Origin of the sequence: Micromonospora sp. CPCC 205539, assembly GCF_036906815.1 — a bacterium.
Classification (GTDB): domain Bacteria; phylum Actinomycetota; class Actinomycetes; order Mycobacteriales; family Micromonosporaceae; genus Micromonospora.
This window is the reverse complement of the sequence record NZ_JBAKHW010000001.1, coordinates 1-15040: the sequence shown is the minus strand read 5'-3', so window position 1 is coordinate 15040 and position 15040 is coordinate 1. Positions and strand designations below refer to the sequence as shown.

The 15040-nt window shown below is 71.6% G+C and carries 15 protein-coding genes; 4 read left to right on the top strand and 11 right to left on the bottom strand.

Translation table 11 applies throughout. From position 1 onward, the window contains the following. Positions 1–12 precede the first annotated feature (12 nt). Positions 13–369, bottom strand: a complete 357-nt coding sequence (locus V6V47_RS00075) for a winged helix-turn-helix domain-containing protein (RefSeq protein ID WP_334625811.1) — start codon at positions 367–369, stop codon at positions 13–15. Next, positions 362–1132 (bottom strand): hypothetical protein, encoded by a 771-nt coding sequence (locus tag V6V47_RS00070; protein WP_334625810.1) that lies wholly within the window; start codon positions 1130–1132, stop codon positions 362–364. The genes V6V47_RS00075 and V6V47_RS00070 overlap by 8 nt, the downstream gene beginning before the upstream one ends. Before the next feature lie 234 nt (positions 1133–1366). Here V6V47_RS00070 and V6V47_RS00065 point away from each other — a divergent pair, with 234 nt between their 5' ends. The 3 genes from V6V47_RS00065 (at position 1367) to V6V47_RS00055 (ending at position 5008) form a co-directional block, all read left to right on the top strand. Further along, complete coding sequence (locus V6V47_RS00065; protein WP_334625809.1) at positions 1367–2743, top strand: FAD-dependent oxidoreductase; 1377 nt, start codon at positions 1367–1369, stop codon at positions 2741–2743. A gap of 216 nt (positions 2744–2959) precedes the next feature. Next, positions 2960–3859: a DUF4394 domain-containing protein gene (locus V6V47_RS00060; RefSeq protein ID WP_334625808.1), complete on the top strand. Its 900-nt coding sequence runs from the start codon at positions 2960–2962 to the stop codon at positions 3857–3859. A gap of 192 nt (positions 3860–4051) precedes the next feature. Further along, positions 4052–5008 (top strand): LysR family transcriptional regulator, encoded by a 957-nt coding sequence (locus V6V47_RS00055; protein WP_334625807.1) that lies wholly within the window; start codon positions 4052–4054, stop codon positions 5006–5008. Here the strand turns inward: V6V47_RS00055 and V6V47_RS00050 are convergent. From V6V47_RS00050 to V6V47_RS00015, 8 genes are read right to left on the bottom strand one after another with little or no spacing between them, the layout of a single operon-like run. Further along, entirely contained in the window at positions 4933–6168 is a 1236-nt protein-coding gene (locus V6V47_RS00050; protein WP_334625806.1) for a vWA domain-containing protein, read from the bottom strand. The two genes, V6V47_RS00055 and V6V47_RS00050, sit on opposite strands and share 76 nt — an antisense overlap. Next, entirely contained in the window at positions 6165–7019 is an 855-nt protein-coding gene (locus V6V47_RS00045; protein WP_334625805.1) for an SRPBCC family protein, read from the bottom strand. The genes V6V47_RS00050 and V6V47_RS00045 overlap by 4 nt, the downstream gene beginning before the upstream one ends. Beyond that, a complete protein-coding gene (locus V6V47_RS00040) occupies positions 7016–7885 on the bottom strand; it encodes an AAA family ATPase (RefSeq protein ID WP_334625804.1) in 870 nt (289 codons plus the stop codon). Before V6V47_RS00040 ends, V6V47_RS00045 begins: the two co-directional genes overlap by 4 nt. Beyond that, a complete protein-coding gene (locus V6V47_RS00035) occupies positions 7882–8454 on the bottom strand; it encodes a nucleotidyltransferase family protein (protein ID WP_334625803.1) in 573 nt (190 codons plus the stop codon). The genes V6V47_RS00040 and V6V47_RS00035 overlap by 4 nt, the downstream gene beginning before the upstream one ends. Before the next feature lie 9 nt (positions 8455–8463). Beyond that, entirely contained in the window at positions 8464–9330 is an 867-nt protein-coding gene (locus V6V47_RS00030; protein ID WP_334625802.1) for an XdhC family protein, read from the bottom strand. Positions 9331–9342: 12 nt separating this feature from the next. Then, positions 9343–11733 (bottom strand): aerobic carbon-monoxide dehydrogenase large subunit, encoded by a 2391-nt coding sequence (locus V6V47_RS00025; RefSeq protein WP_334625801.1) that lies wholly within the window; start codon positions 11731–11733, stop codon positions 9343–9345. Beyond that, on the bottom strand, positions 11730–12278 hold the full coding sequence (locus tag V6V47_RS00020; RefSeq protein WP_334625800.1) for a (2Fe-2S)-binding protein: 549 nt from the start codon (positions 12276–12278) through the stop codon (positions 11730–11732). Before V6V47_RS00020 ends, V6V47_RS00025 begins: the two co-directional genes overlap by 4 nt. A gap of 2 nt (positions 12279–12280) precedes the next feature. After that, a complete protein-coding gene (locus tag V6V47_RS00015) occupies positions 12281–13153 on the bottom strand; it encodes an FAD binding domain-containing protein (protein WP_334625799.1) in 873 nt (290 codons plus the stop codon). A gap of 118 nt (positions 13154–13271) precedes the next feature. On the opposite strand from V6V47_RS00015, the gene V6V47_RS00010 reads away from it, so the two are divergent. Then, positions 13272–14342: an XdhC family protein gene (locus tag V6V47_RS00010; RefSeq protein ID WP_334625798.1), complete on the top strand. Its 1071-nt coding sequence runs from the start codon at positions 13272–13274 to the stop codon at positions 14340–14342. Between the two features lie 17 nt (positions 14343–14359). On the opposite strand, the gene V6V47_RS00005 is transcribed toward V6V47_RS00010, so the two are convergent. Beyond that, positions 14360–14779, bottom strand: a complete 420-nt coding sequence (locus V6V47_RS00005) for a PPOX class F420-dependent oxidoreductase (RefSeq protein ID WP_334625797.1) — start codon at positions 14777–14779, stop codon at positions 14360–14362. Between the last annotated feature and the right edge of the window lie 261 nt (positions 14780–15040).

The following is a 15040-nucleotide window of genomic DNA, read 5'->3' as shown; positions in this document are numbered from 1 at the left end:
GATCCGGGCCGGTCAGGTGGCGTCCGGATCGCCGTCGAGGCGATCGGCGCCGGCGCGCCGCACCCGGGCGACCAGTTGCTCCAGGGCGGTGATCTCGGCGCGCAACGCCGTACGGCCCTGCCGGGTCAGTCGCAGCCACGTCGTGGGGCGCCGGCCCTCGTACCCCTTGATGACCCGGAGCAGGTCGGCCTGCTCCAGGACCCGCAGGTGTCGGTTGAGGTTGCCGTCGGTCAGCTTCAGCTCGTCCCGGAGGGTCGAGAACGTGCACTCCTGCGTTTCGCTGAGCACGGTGAGAATCGCGAGACGGACGCGCTGGTGCACGGTGTCATCCAGCGCCAGCGCCGGGTGTGGCGGCGGCGAATCAGTCATCGTTGGCCGCCCGCCAGCTCTGCCAGCCGCGGATTACCGCGAACATCAGCAGGGGCAGGGCCATCAGGATGAGCCAGAACCCGGGTCGCCAGTCCAGCTGCCCGCCCAAGGAGTTCGGGCCCCCGCCGAGGTCACCGCTCAGGGCGTCGGCGGCCCAACCCGGCAGGTATCCCATCGGGAACCAGCCGCACAGCCAGACCGTGAGCGCGGTGATCCATCCGCCGGCGACCAGCAGCCCTCGGCTGCGCTCGGCCCAGCCGAGAGCCAGCACGGCAGCGGCGACGGGCAGCAACGGGGTCAGCAGCCCGGGCAGCCAGAACTCGTGCCGGATCGCAGCCAGCGCCCCCTCCTGGACCGGTGCCTGGGCCGGCACGGCCGCGAGCACGGCCAGCAGGAGCAGGACGCCGAGGCCGGTGCCGACGAACAGGGGCCAGGCCACTCGCAGGCCCAGCGCACGGGACCGCCATCGGTACCAGGCTCCGACCGCGGCGAACACGAGCGGTGTGCCGAGGAACCAGAACAGGTACGACGCGACCGGGCTGAGTTGCTCGTCGGGAAGCCCCGCCCAGAAGGGAGCGTCGGCGGAGATGCTGTTCGTCCAGGCGTACGGGTGTCGGTAGAGCGCGCTGCTCGCGAGCAGGAGCGCGGCGATGGCGAGGGCGGGCAGCCAGGCGCCGCCGTGCGCCCGCGTCCGGGTCCGTCGCCGTAGTCGCTCCAGCTCGGCCAACGTCTGCGTGGCCTGCCGTTGGCTCGCCTGCTCCATGAGTGCTCCCAACTTTGCGTCAGCAATGCACTTTGCAATGCAGAGAGTGTAACCATGCGCTGGCTCTTGTCGGTAGACCGACAGTCAGAAAGGGTGGGATCGTCGCGGGCCCGACCGGGCGGCGATCGACGTTTGTGCAACGATTCGTCGGGCCGTTCCGCGGACCGGCCGTCCCGCCAGCCTGCCCGCGTGCTGGTCGCTGGCAGGCATACCTCGTACCCCTTGGAGAGCACGATGTCCCTCTCCCCGGCTCGGGTCTTCGCCGCGCTCAACGCAGTGCGTCCCCCCGACCAGGCATCCCCGATCATGGGCAAGGCCGTCGTGATCGGCGGCAGCGTCGCTGGCCTGCTGGCCGCGCGGGTGTTGTCCGACCACGCCGAGAGCGTCCTCATCATCGACCGGGACGACCTCCAGTCGACCGGCGAGCGGCCCGGCGTGCCACAGGGGACGCAACTTCACGCGTTGCTGCCCGGCGGCCTGCTGCAGCTCGAGCAGATGTTCCCAGGGTTCCGGGAACAGGCCGTGGCCCAGGGGGCGGTCGAGGCGCGGCCGGAGGCTCGGCGGAACTACCTCGACGGTCGCCTCAAGGTCGTCGTGCCCGACGACGCCGACACCCTGGCCGGCAGCCGTCCGCTCCTGGAGGGGTTGATCCGCCAGCAGGTGCTGCGACTGCCCAACGTCAAGACGGTCAGTGCCCGCGCCACGGGTCTCGTGTGCGACGGCGACGTGGTCACCGGTGTCCGCTACGAGGTTGGTGGAGACTTCGGCGTCGAGTCCGGCGATTTCGTGGTGGACGCCATGGGGCGTTCGAGCCGGTTGTCCGAGTGGCTGGAGGAGGCCGGCTGGGACCGGCCCGTCACGCGGCGGATGACCGTGCACCTCAACTACGCGACCGCCCTGTTCCGACGTCCGCAGGCGGCCCCCGACGCGGCGGTCGTCATGGCGCTGCACACACCGCGGACAGAGGTGGATGTGGCCGGGGCGGCCGTCTTCGCCATCGAGGATGGCCGGTGGATGGCCATGATGGCCGGTTACGGGGACGACCGCCCGGGGCGCACCGAGGAGGACTTCGTCCGTCGACTGCGGGAGCAGTTCCCGCCGGAATTCGGCGCGGTGGCCGCGAACGAGATGCTCGGCGACGTGCAGACCTACCGCCACGCAGACAGTCGTCGGCGGGACTTCCACGCGCTGAACCGTTTCCCGGCCCGGCTCGTCAGCGTCGGTGACGCCGTCGCGTCGTTCAATCCCGTCTACGGGCAGGGGATGACGGCGGCGGCCCTGCACGCGGCCTGCCTGTCGACGTACCTGGGGTCAGGTCCGGCCCTGAACCAGCCGGCGCGTGACTTCCTCGCCCTCCAGAAGGTCGTGGTCGACGCCGCCTGGTCGATATCGACCAGCGCCGACCTGGCGCTGCCGCACGTCGACGGCCCCTACCCGCGCGGCTACCGGATCTCCCGCTGGGCCAGCAGGCAGATCATCGCGGCGACCGTCACCGACGTGGCGATCGCCCGCCGCTTCAACAGCGTGGTCTCCATGCGTGCGCACCCGGGCGCGCTGGCCACACCCGGCGTCCTGCTGGCCGCCCTGCGGGCCAACCGGCGGGCGCGCTGATCGATTTCCGCACGCGCCGGACATTGACGAGAGCCGTTCAATTAGTACGTGATCCGACAGTCGGTGGCGACGTCGCCGTATAGCCTCTGACCAGGGCAAACACTCCGGGCTGGGTGTTCGCGACAGCCCGTGCCCCGATGCCACTGCCGGGCATTCCACGTACCCCCGCACCAGGAAGGCTCCGCAATGCCCAGTGTCTTCAATCGAGGCTTACTCGTGACCGGTCTGGCCGTCGTCGTCGCGCTGTCGACGACATCGGCGGGAGTCGCTGCCCGGCCGGCCACAGATCCGGTCGCGCCCTCCAGCTCGTCGTCGTTGAACGCCGTCCGGTGCAGCGTCCTGTGGGACCTGCTGAACGCGGGCGGTCGCAACGGGCCGGTCGCGGTCGGCCTGACGCAGGACCAGCGGCTGATCAAGTTCGCGGTCAACCGCCCGCAGTCGGCCTGCACCATCGGCGCGATCAGCCTGCCCGGCATCAGCCCTCTCGTCGGCATCGACTACCGGGTCCAGGACGGCAAGCTCTACGGCGTCAGCACCACCGGCGCCATCTACACCCTGTCCACCAGCACCGCCGCCCCCACCTTCGTCAGCCAGCTGACCGTCGACCTCAACGGAACATCGTTCGGCGTCGACTTCAACCCGGCCGCCGACCGTCTGCGGATCGTCAGCAACACCGGCGCGAACCTGCGACACAACGTCAACGCCGGTGGTACCACCGTTGCCGACACCGTTCTCACGTTCCCGCCGCTCCCGGCCGCCGCTCTGGGAGTGGCCGGTGCGGCCTACACCAACAACGACCTCAGCCCGGTCACCGCGACCACCCTGTTCGACATCGACACGGTTGTCGACCAGGTCGTCCTGCAGTCACCGGCCAACGCGGGCCAACTGGTCCCCACCGGCCAGCTCGGTGTGGTCGCCGACCCTCGGGCCGGCTTCGACATCTACAGCGCCCTCCGCGGCGGTCGAGCCGTCAGCAACAGCGCCTATGCCGTCTTCAACGGCACCGGCCTGAGCCGGGTCTACAAGATCGATCCGCTCACCGGTGAGGCCCAGACGACCGGCGCGTTCGGCGCGAGCGACCTGGTCACCGACCTCGCACTGCAACTCACCCAGTAGGGCCCAGCGACAGCCAGCCGAGTCGACCCCTGGGCCGACTCGGCTGGCAGCGGCGCGAGTCCCTCGTCCGGCCGTAGCGAGGCGGTGTCCGTCTCCGGCGGCAGCGGGGCGGCTGCGCGGGGACTGACCGAGGTAGATTGCCAGGAGATTCCGGATCGCTCGACCCGGGGGCCGGGAGGTGGGTCGATTCCGATGACGCCCACGCAACTGCGCGCCTACGTCACCGTGGTCCGGCTGGGTTCGGTCAAGCAGGCCGCCGCGCAGTTGGAGGTCTCCGAGTCGGCCGTCTCACTGCACATCGGCCAGCTCCGCAAGGAGCTCGGCGACCAACTCTTCTCCCGGGCGGCGGCCGGGCTCGCGTTCACCCCGGGCGGTTTGCGGCTGGCCAGCCGCGCGGCGGAGCTGCTGGGCCTCCAGGACCGTACGGTGCACGAGGTGAGCGCCGCGGGCCGCGGCCGACGACTGCTGCGCGTCGCCGCGTCCAGCCTGTTCGCCGAGTTGGCCGCGCCGGGGCTGATCGAGTTGTTCGCGAAACGCGCCGCCGACCTCGACGTCGAGTTGAGCGTCCGCAACCCGGGCACGTTCGAGACGTTGCTGCTGACCCGTGCGGCCGACATCGCCATCGGGCCGCCACCGCCGGTCGTCGACCAGGCGATCGCCGGCCGACCGGTGATGAACTACCGACTCGTGCTCGTCGTCGGCCCGGACCATCCGCTGGCTGGCGTACCGGCCTCGCCGGGTCAACTGCGCGACCAGACGTGGCTGCTCGGGCCGTCAGCCACCGCCGACCGAGGGGCCGTTCCAGGGTTGCTGCGTCGGTTCGCCGTGCCCGACGACCGGCAGCGGATCTTCCAGAGCCACGCGGCCGCCCTGGCGGAGGCCAAGCGGGGCAGGGGCGTCGCGCCCGCGTTGTCGTTCACCGTCGCGCCGGACGTCCGCGCGGGTCACCTCCAACTGCTGGGCGGGCCGCACGCGACGTTCGAGGCCGTCTGGCACTCGCTGGTGCTCGCCAAGCCGGACACGCTGCCGGCCGCCGCCGAGCTGTCGCGGTTCGCGTCCACACCGCGGGCGATTCAGGCGATGATGCGCGGCGCGGGTGTCAGCGTCGGCCGCTTCAAGCCGTCCGTGCACGTCACGCTCTGGAGTTGACGGGCGGCGTCGGTCAGATCCTGGAAGGTCCCGGCCGGCAGCAGCCGGTCGCAGTAGGGCAGGGCGGCGGCCATGCCCGCGACCCGGGGCGCGAAGCCGGGGATGCCGGCGCGCGGATTCAACCAGACGATCCGGTACGCACGGCGACGCAACCGGGCCATCATGGTGGCCAGTTCGGCGGGCGGGTCGCTGTCCCAGCCGTCCGAGCCGATCACCACGATCGCCCCCCGGACGGCGTTACCGTGCCGCGACGCGAGCAGGGCGCGCAGATTCGTGGCGATCCGGGTGCCCCCGAAACGGTCGGTCACGACCGCGCTGGCCTGCGCGACCGCCGCAGCCGCCGAGGTGTGCCGCAGCGCAACCGTGAGCCGGGTCAACGTCGTCGCGAACGCGAACACCTCCGCGTCGGCGACCACCGCGAACGCGCGCATCAGATGCAGGTACGCGGTCGCCTGCGCCCGCATGGACTCGCTCACGTCGCAGAGCAGCACGACCCGGCGCGGTCGTCGTACGGGCCGCTCGCGCACGACCTCGACGGGTTCCCAGCCGGTACGACGGGCCCGGGCGATCGTCGGTCGGAGCGCCACCCGACGGCCGGCCCGACTGGCGACGTGTCGCCTGGTACGTCGCGTCGGCCAGCCGGCGACGGCCGCACGGAGGGCGTCGCCGAGCAGCGCGAGCTGGGCGCTGTCCAACTCCTCGAACGGGCGCTCGGCGAGCGTGGCGAGTGCGCTGGGTCGCCGCTCGGGCAGCCGGAGCGGGGCGTCCGGCTCCCGCGTCTCGGCGACCGCCGGTGGCAGTGTGGCCCAGGGCAGCCCGCCGCCCGGGCCGGCGTCGTCCGTGGCGGCGGGCACCGGCACGTGTACGTCGTCGCGGCGGCCCGTCGAGCCCGCGGACCGGGCCAGCGGCAGTGGCGGGGCGTCGGCGAAGACGGCCGCGAAGACCTGATCGAACGCGGCGAGGTCGGTGTGCCGCCGGACCAGGCTGATCCGGGCCGTCCAGTAGAGCGTGGACATCTCCACCGGCGGGCTGGCGGCGAGCGCCCGAACGAGGTCGTCGACGTCGGTGAGCCCGGCCGGGACGCCGGCGTGCCGCAGCCGATCGACGAAGGCCACCGCGAACGCGGCCCGGTCGACTCCCCGCAGCACGGTGTGGTTCACCGACGCGCGACCAGCCAGACGATCACCGCGCCGACCGCGACGACGCCGACGGCCACCGGCAGGAGCCGCTTGACGATCGAGCCACCGGCGATGGTGAGCAGATCGAGCGCCTCGGGCTCGGCGGCCGGCTCGGCGCGGGCGCTGCCGCTCGACGGCGTGGCGAGGGAGGTCGGCGCGGACGACGGGTCGATGGTTGACGGCTCGGCGGGGGAGGTCGGCGCGGACGACGGCTCGATGGTGGACGGCTCGGCGGGGGAGGTCTCCACGGGGGACGGCTCGACGGCGACGGCGGGTGCGGTCGCGACTGCCGTGGCGGACGCGGTCGGCACGGGCTCCGGGTCCGAGCGGGGGGCTGGCGTGGCCGGGATGCTGGCCGCCTCGGCAGCCGGCGTCGCCGGGTTCGGCTCCTCGGCCACCAGCTTCGCTTCGAGGTTGGTGACGAACTGGGCCAGCAGCTTGCCCGACACCTCCTTGATCATGCCGCTGCCGAACTGGGCCAGCTTCCCCGAGATCTTCAGGTCGGTGTCCACACTGACCAGCGTCCGATCACCGTGCGGGCGTAGCTGCGCGGTGACCAGTGCGGCCGCGTTGCCCGCCGACCGGGTGTCCCGGCCCTTCGCGTCGATCACCCCGCGGTGGTGCGCGTCGTCCCGCTCGACGAACCGAGCGGTGCCCGCGAACTCGGTGATCACCGGCCCGACCTTCACCCTCACCTTGCCCTGATAGACATCGCCGTCGACGCCGGTCAGTTGGGCGCCGGGCAGGCAGGGCGCGATCCCCTCGAGGTCGGTGAGCACCGCCCAGGCCCGCTCGATCGAGGTGTTGACCGTGAACTCGTTGGTGATCTTCATGGCTGGCTCTCCTGGTGGCTGCCGAGCGCGGCAGCAACGGCGGCGCGGTCGTCGGGGGTCTTGGCGATGGTGCCGATGGTCCGTACGACGTCGTCCGCAGCGAGGTCGGTGACGCCGAGCACGGACAGCGCGGCGACCCAGTCGATGCTCTCGGCCATCCCGGGTGCCTTGTCCAACTCCAGGCCGCGCACCCGGCCCACGAACTCGGTGGCCGTACGGATCAGTGGTTCGGCGGCCCCCGGCACGGCGCGGCGGACGATCTCGGCGGCCCGGCTCGGCTCCGGGAAGTCGATCCAGTGGTAGAGGCAGCGGCGGCGCAACGCGTCGTGGAGTTCCCGGCTGCGGTTCGAGGTGAGGATGACGACGGGCGGCGTACTCGCGGCGATCGTGCCCAACTCGGGGATCGTGATGGCAGCCTCGCCGAGGAACTCGAACAGCAGCGCCTCGAACTCGTCGTCGGCGCGGTCGATCTCGTCGATCAGCAGCACCGGCGGGACCGGCCCCTGGTGGCGTACGGCCCGCAGGATCGGCCGTTCCTGGAGGAACTCGGCACGGAACAGGTCGGCCTCGGCCAGCGGCGCGTGCTGTGCCTCGGCGAGCCGGATCGCGAGCAGTTGCCGCTGGTAGTTCCACTCGTAGAGCGCTTCGCCGGCGGTCAGGCCCTCGTAGCACTGCAGCCGGATCAGCGTGGTGTCCAGTGCCCGGGCCAGCGCCTTGGCCGCCGTCGTCTTGCCGACGCCGGGCTCACCCTCGAGCAGGAGCGGCTTGCCGAGCTTCAGCGCCAGGAACAGTGCCATCGCCATGCCGTCGTCGACCAGGTAGTCGACGGCGTCGAGGCGGCGTTGGACGGCCAGGGTGTCCTTCACCGTGCCTCGCCCGCCAGGAGCCGCTCGTAGTCCGCTCGGGTGTCCACGTCGATCGGCACCGGGCCCTCGACGGGCACCTCGGTCACCGGGTGGCGACCGGAGTGCAGCAGCTTCCAGACGGCCTTGTCGCCATGCAGGCCGGACAGCTCGGGAAGGACCTCGCGACCGAATCGGAACGGATGGCCCAGCCCGTCGGAGTATCGGCACACGGCGAGCGCTGTGGTCGCCGAGGCGACCCGGCGGACGTCGGCGGCGCGTACGCCGGGCTGGTCGCCCAGGAGCAGGACGAGCGCGTCCGCGCGGGGATCGACCAGTGCGGCGGCGGTGCTGATCGACGACCCGCAGCCGGTGCTGAATGCCGGGTTCTCGACGACCTGCACACCGCTGAGGTCCACCCGGTCGCGCACCTGGGCCGCCGAGCCGCCCAGCGTCACGAGCACCTGGTCGAAGCCGCACGAGCGGGCCACCGCGAGCGTCGCGTCCAACAGCGTCCGCCCACGGTACGGCAGTAGTTGCTTGGCCTCACCGAGGCGGGTGGAGGCCCCCGCCGCGAGTACCAGGCCGGTCACGAACACGGGTCACGCCGCAGTGAAGCTGGCGAGGCAGCCGGCGCAGCAGAACCAGTGGTCCTCCCCGTCGACGTGCGCGTGTGGCGTCTCCGGCCCGACCAGCACGGTCATCCCGCACACCGGATCGGTGGCCTGCTGGGGCCGGGTCACCGCCGCGCCGAGGGCCGGCGCCAGCCCGTCCACCCGAACCGCGCGGACCACCTCGCTCATGATCGACAGGGCGATCTCCTGCGGTGAACGCGCCCCGATGTCGACCCCGGCGGGGGAGTGCACGCGGGCCCGTTCGGCGTCGGTCAGCCCCAGTTCGTCGAGGACGACCGCCCCCCGCTTGCGGCTGGCGACCAACGCGACGAAACCCACCCCGGCATCCAGCGCCGCCCGGATCGCGTCCTGCTCGCCCTTGCCGAGCCCGGCCACCACGACCGCGGTGGCCCCCGCGTAATCGCTTGAGGTGGTGACCTCGAAGTCGAGGAACGCGGCGAGCGTCGCCACCGCGGCACTGATCGGAGTGCTGCCGGCCAGCCCCAGCACGGGCGCGGGCAGCACCGGCCGCAGGAAGATCTCGATCGCGCCGCCGGAGTGGCACGGGTTGACCACGACCCGCGCCCCCGGCGCCTCGGGAAAGGCCGCCGCCTCGTCCGGCAGCACCCGCAGTAGCAACGGGGTGCCCTCCCGCAGGGTGTCCAACGCGGCCGCCCGCACCGAACTCTCGGCGCACACGCCGCCGACGAAACCCTCGATCGAGCCGTCCGGCAGGATCACCGCGGCGTCACCCGGCCGGGCCGACGTCGGCTCCTGGGCGCGTACCACGGTGGCGTGCACGAACGGCGAGCGTGAGACGGTCAGCTCGTGGGCGCGGTCGGCGATCGTCGTCATCGGTGATCCCCCTCAGATCGGCGGCCGGGCGTTGCCGCGCATCGCGTCCCAGACCCGCGACGGCGTCAACGGCATGTCGGCGTGCCGTACGCCGAAGGGCTTGAGCGCGTCCACGACCGCGTTGACGATGGCCGGCGGCGAACCGACGGTGGCCGACTCGCCCACGCCCTTCGCGCCGATCGGGTGGTGCGGCGACGGCGTGACGGTGAAGCCCGTCTCCCAGTCGGGCACCTCCAGCGAGGTCGGGATCAGGTAATCCATCAGCGACGCGCCGAGGCAGTTGCCGTCCTCGTCGAAGGCGATCATCTCCATGAGAGCCATCCCGACCCCGTCGGTCAGGCCGCCGTGCACCTGCCCCTCGATGATCATCGGGTTGATCCGGGTGCCGCAGTCGTCGACCGCGATGAACCGACGCACCTTCACCTGCGCGGTGCCCGGATCGATGTCCACCACGCAGATGTACGCGCCGTGGGGGTAGGTCAGGTTGGACGGGTTGTAGCAGATCTGCGCCTCGAGCCCGCCTTCGACACCGTCGGGCAGATCGCCGGCGCCGTGGGCGCGCATGGCGATGTCCTGGATCGTGACGGACTTACCCGGGTCGCCCTTGACGTGGAAGGCGCCCTTCTCCCAGTCCAGGTCCGCCACCGACACCTCGAGCATGCCCGAGGCGATGATGCGGGCCTTGTCGCGGACCTTGCGGGCGACCAGGGCGGCCGCCGCGCCCGACACGGGCGTCGACCGGCTGCCGTACGTGCCGAGGCCGAACGGCGTGTTGTCGGTGTCGCCGTGCACCACGTCGATGTCGGCCGGCGGGATCCCGATCTCTTCCGCGACGATCTGCGCGAACGTCGTCTCGTGCCCCTGGCCCTGGGACTGCACACTGAGCCGGACGACGGCCTTGCCGGTCGGATGCACCCGCAACTCGCAGCCGTCCGCCATGCCCAGGCCGAGGATGTCCATGTCCTTGCGGGGCCCGGCGCCGACGGCCTCGGTGAAGAACGCGATGCCGATGCCCATCAGCTCGCCCCGGGCCCGCTTCTCCTGCTGCTCACGGCGCAACTCGTCGTAGCCGGCCATCTCCATCGCCAGCCGCATGGTGGGCTCGTAGTCGCCGGAGTCGTACACCCAGCCGGTCTTCGTCGTGTACGGGAACTGCTCCGGCTGGATGAAGTTCTTCAACCGCAGCTCGGCGGGGTCCATGCCCAGCTCGTCGGCGAGGCAGTCGACGATCCGTTCGACCAGGTAGACCGCCTCGGTGATCCGGAACGAACAGGCGTACGCGACGCCGCCGGGCGCCTTGTTGGTGTAGACCGCCGTCATCCTGCAGTACGCGGCCTCGATGTCGTAGCTGCCGGTGAAGACACCGAAGAAACCCGCCGGGTACTTCACCGGCGCGGCCGTGCCGTTGAAGGCGCCATGGTCGGCGAGCACGTCGGTGCGGATGGCCAGGATGCGGCCGTCCCGGGTCGCCGCGATCTCGCCCCGCATGATGTAGTCCCGGGCGAAGCCGGTGCTGATCAGGTTCTCCGAGCGGTCCTCCATCCACTTAACCGGCTTACCGGTGACGATGGACCCGACGATCGCGCAGACGTACCCGGGATAGATCGGCACCTTGTTGCCGAACCCGCCGCCGATGTCCGGCGCGATGACCTGGATCTTGTGCTCGGGGATGCCCGCCACGATGGCGTACAGGGTGCGGTGCGCGTGCGGCGCCTGCGTGGTGGACCAGAGCCGCAGCTTGCCCTCGACCGGGTCGAAGTCGGCGACCGCGCCGCACGTCTCCATCGGCGCCGGGTGCACCCGGGGATAGACGAGATCCTGACTGACCACCACGTCGGCGCGGTCGAACACGGCTGCGGTGGCGGCCTCGTCGCCGGTCTCCCAGTCGAAGCAGTGGTTGTTGGCCTTGCCCTCGAGGTCAGTACGGATCAGCGGGGCATCCGGTTCCAGCGCCCGGCGGGCGTCGATGACCGGGTCGAGAACGTCGTACTCGACGTCGATCAGCTCGAGTGCGTCGCGCGCGCCGTACCGGTCGTCGGCGACGACGAACGCCACCTCCTGACCCTGGAAGCGCACCTTGTCGGTGGCGAGCACCGCCTGCACGTCGTTGGAGAGAGTCGGCATCCAGGCCAGCCCCTGCTCGGCCAGCATCGCGCCGGTCACCACCGCCCGGACCCCGGGGGACGCCTCGGCGGCGCTGGTGTCGATGCTGACGATCCGGGCGTGCGCGACCGGCGAGCGGAGGATCGCGAGGTGCAGCATGCCGGGGAGTTGGACGTCGTCGACGAACCGGCCACGGCCACGGACGAACCGTGGGTCCTCCTTGCGCAGCATCCGGCCGTGCCCGACCGGCTTCTGATCGTTGTCGTGGAAGGTGTCCAGGCGCTCGTGCACGGTCGTCATGCGACACTCCCCGCGGGCTGGCCGGCGTCCGCGATCTCGCCGGCCGTGCTGGACTCGGTGGTCTCGACGACCCGGGCGGCAGCGGCGGCCTCGTGTACGGCGGCCCAGCGCACCGAGCGCACGATGGTGGCGTAACCCGTGCACCGGCAGATCTGGCCGGAGATCGCCTCGCGGATCTCCGCCTCGGTCGGGTCCGGATTGGCGTTGAGCAGTGCCCGCGCGGTCATCATCATCCCGGGAGTGCAGAAGCCGCACTGCAGGCCGTGGCACTGGATGAAGCCCTGCTGGATCGGGTCGAGCTCGGCGCCCTTGGCCAGCCCTTCGACCGTACGCACCTCATGGCCGCCGGCCATCGCGGCGAGCACCGTGCACGACTTCACCGGCTCACCGTCCAGCCAGACCACGCAGGTGCCGCAGTTGCTGGTGTCGCAGCCCCAGTGCGTGCCGGTCAGGGCGAGCGTGTCCCGGAGGAAGTGCACCAGCAGCAGCCGGTCCTCGATGTCCCGGGTGACCTCGACGTCGTTGACGGTCATGGTGACCTGCATGCTCAACTCCTCGCCCGCTCGACGGCCCGGCGCAGGGTCCGTTTGGTCAGCTCAGCGGCCAGATGCCGCTTGTAGTCCGCGCTGCCGCGCTGGTCGGTGACCGGATCGCAGCTCCGCGCCGCGATCGCCCCGGCCTGCTCGAAAAGGTCTTCGGCCGGCTCCCGGCCCCGCAGCGCCGCCGAGATCTCCGGGATGCCCGTGGTGTTCGGGCCGACCGCGGCGAGCCCGACCCGGGCGTCCACGATCACTCCGCCGTCAAGCCAGACCGCCGCGCCGGCCGAGACCACGGCCCAGTCGCCGGCCCGCCGTTCGACCTTCTCGTACGCGCTGCCGCCACCCGGTCGGACGGGCAACCGGATCTCCACCAGGATCTCGCCGTCGCCGACGGCCGTCTCGTACGGGCCGACGTGGAACTGCTCCATCGAGACGACGCGCTCGGCGCCGCCCGGTCCGCGGATCACACAGCTCGCGTCCAGCGTCGTGCAGACCGCCGACAGGTCCTCGGACGGGTCGGCCTGGCAGAGCGAGCCGCCCAGCGTTCCGCGGTTGCGCACCGTCGGGTCGGCGATCACCCGTTCGGCCTCCGCGAAGATCGGGAACGCCGCGGCAAGCTCGGTGGACTCGAGCAGCTCCCGGTGCCGGGTGAGCGCGCCGATGCGCACCTCGTCCGGGCCGGAGCGGATGTAGCCGAGCTCGGCGTGGAGATCGTTGATGTCGATCAGGTAGTCGAAGTTGGCCAGCCGCAACTTCATCATCGGCAGCAGGCTGTGCCCGCCCGCGACCAGTCGCGCGGTGCTGCCCAACCGCTCCAGCAGGGCGATCGCCTGATCCACACTGGTCGCACGTTCGTATTCGAATGGTGCCGGGACCTGCATGTCACACCTCCGCGGTCCGGCAAAATCTGGCCCGCGCACCCCGCAAAGTCAACGCCGACCTAAGCAAGTACTTAGGTGGGCGTTGACGGTGCCACCGCGGTTCACGGATCGTGCGGCCATGCGGGACATCGTCGACGGGTTGACGGCCTGGCGCGCCAGCGGCGTCGCGTTCGCCGTGGCCACGGTCGTACGGACCTGGCGGTCGGCACCCCGGCAGCCAGGTGCGGCCATGGCGGTCAACGCCCGCGGCGAGGTCCTGGGCAGCATCTCCGGCGGTTGCGTCGAAGGCGCCGTCTACGAGCTGTGCCAGGCGTCGCTCGACAACGGCAAGGCACAGACCCAGACGTACGGCGTCAGCGACGACGACGCGTTCGAGGTGGGCCTGACCTGCGGCGGCCTCATCGAGGTCCTGGTCCAGCCGGACGTCGCACTGACCCAGCTCGACGAGGTGCTCGCCGCGATCCGCGACGGCCGGCCGGTGGCCACCGCGTCGATCGAGGACGCGCAGTTGGTGGTCTGGCCCGGCCGGGTCGCGGGCAGCCTCGGCGAGCCCGACCTCGACCACGCGGCGGCACAGCAGACCGCCGGCATGCTGGCGCTCGGCACCACCGGCACGGTCCGGCTGGGCGCGCACGGGGAGCAGCGGCGCGACGAGGTGAGCGTCTTCGTCCAGTCGTACGTGCCGCCACCCCGGATGATCGTCTTCGGGGCGATCGACTTCGCCGGTGCGGTGGCCCGGATCGGCCGGTTCCTCGGCTACCACGTCACGGTCTGCGACGCCCGTCCGGTGTTCGCCACCCGCAACCGCTTCCCGGACGCCAATGACCTCGTCGTGCAGTGGCCGCACCGGTATCTGGAGTCGACGACCGTCGACGAGCGCACGGTGCTCTGCGTGCTGACCCACGACCCGAAGTTCGACGTGCCGCTGCTCGAAGTCGCGCTGCGCACCCCGGCCCGCTACATCGGCGTGATGGGCAGCCGTCGCACCCACGCCGACCGGCTACGCCGGCTACGCGAGGCGGGGGTGGACGAGGCAGCTCTGGCGCGGCTCTGTGCCCCGACTGGCTTGGATCTCGGAGCGCGGACGCCAGAGGAGACGGCCGTGGCGATCGCCGCCGAGATCATCGCGCGGGCCTGGGGTGGTTCGGGGCGTCCGCTCACCGAGCTCGACGCCCCGATCCACCCGTGAGGTCCTTCTGACCGGCGTCAGCCGATCTGGCTGTTGTCCTTCTGCTCGCCCCAGCCGTGCCAGCGGTCGACCTCGATCAGGGCACTGAACCGTGCCCGGTCCCGCCGCGGGTACGCCCGACCGGTGTAGTGCTGGGACAGTCGGTCGATGTCGGCGAGGCCCTCGTCCTCGCGCAGCTCGGCGACGTGCCCCACGATGCTGACGTGGGTGTACCAGCCGCTCTCGTCCAGGACGGTGAGGGCGACCCGGGGATCGTTGCGGATGTGGGTCAGGCGACGACGACTCTCGTCCATGTTCACCAGAATCCGGCCGTCCTCCCACAGATACCAGGTGGCCGCCGAGACGGGCTGACCCTCCGCCTGCAGGGTGGTCATCACGGCGGGGTTCGGCTTGCGCAACATGGCGACCGCGGATTCGGGTAGCGGTGGCTTGGACATGCAGTCTCCTTCTCGCGACAGCGTTACCCCCGCACGTTACGCACCTCCAGGCCCGCTGGAGATCAGATGGGGACCTTCGCGGGCGCCGGCGATGACGGACCCGCTCGTCGTTGCACCGCAAGCGACAACCCCTACCAGTTCCACCGCCGCTCAATCAGAAGAACCCTGCCGCGCCTCGCCCTGCCGCGCCGCGCCCTGCCGCGCCGCGCCCTGCCGCGCCGCGCCCTGCCGCGCCGCGCCCTGCCGCGCCGCGCCCTGCCG

Excerpts from the sequence above, each read along its gene's own strand:
- V6V47_RS00055 (WP_334625807.1), top strand. The coding sequence starts at position 4,052 with ATGACGCCCACGCAACTGCGCGCCTACGTCACCGTGGTCCGGCTGGGT.
- V6V47_RS00025 (WP_334625801.1), bottom strand. The coding sequence starts at position 11,733 with ATGACGACCGTGCACGAGCGCCTGGACACCTTCCACGACAACGATCAG.
- V6V47_RS00010 (WP_334625798.1), top strand. The coding sequence starts at position 13,272 with ATGCGGGACATCGTCGACGGGTTGACGGCCTGGCGCGCCAGCGGCGTC.
- V6V47_RS00075 (WP_334625811.1), bottom strand. The coding sequence starts at position 369 with ATGACTGATTCGCCGCCGCCACACCCGGCGCTGGCGCTGGATGACACC.
- V6V47_RS00070 (WP_334625810.1), bottom strand. The coding sequence starts at position 1,132 with ATGGAGCAGGCGAGCCAACGGCAGGCCACGCAGACGTTGGCCGAGCTG.
- V6V47_RS00045 (WP_334625805.1), bottom strand. The coding sequence starts at position 7,019 with ATGAAGATCACCAACGAGTTCACGGTCAACACCTCGATCGAGCGGGCC.
- V6V47_RS00005 (WP_334625797.1), bottom strand. The coding sequence starts at position 14,779 with ATGTCCAAGCCACCGCTACCCGAATCCGCGGTCGCCATGTTGCGCAAG.
- V6V47_RS00030 (WP_334625802.1), bottom strand. The coding sequence starts at position 9,330 with ATGACGACGATCGCCGACCGCGCCCACGAGCTGACCGTCTCACGCTCG.
- V6V47_RS00065 (WP_334625809.1), top strand. The coding sequence starts at position 1,367 with ATGTCCCTCTCCCCGGCTCGGGTCTTCGCCGCGCTCAACGCAGTGCGT.
- V6V47_RS00020 (WP_334625800.1), bottom strand. The coding sequence starts at position 12,278 with ATGCAGGTCACCATGACCGTCAACGACGTCGAGGTCACCCGGGACATC.
- V6V47_RS00015 (WP_334625799.1), bottom strand. The coding sequence starts at position 13,153 with ATGCAGGTCCCGGCACCATTCGAATACGAACGTGCGACCAGTGTGGAT.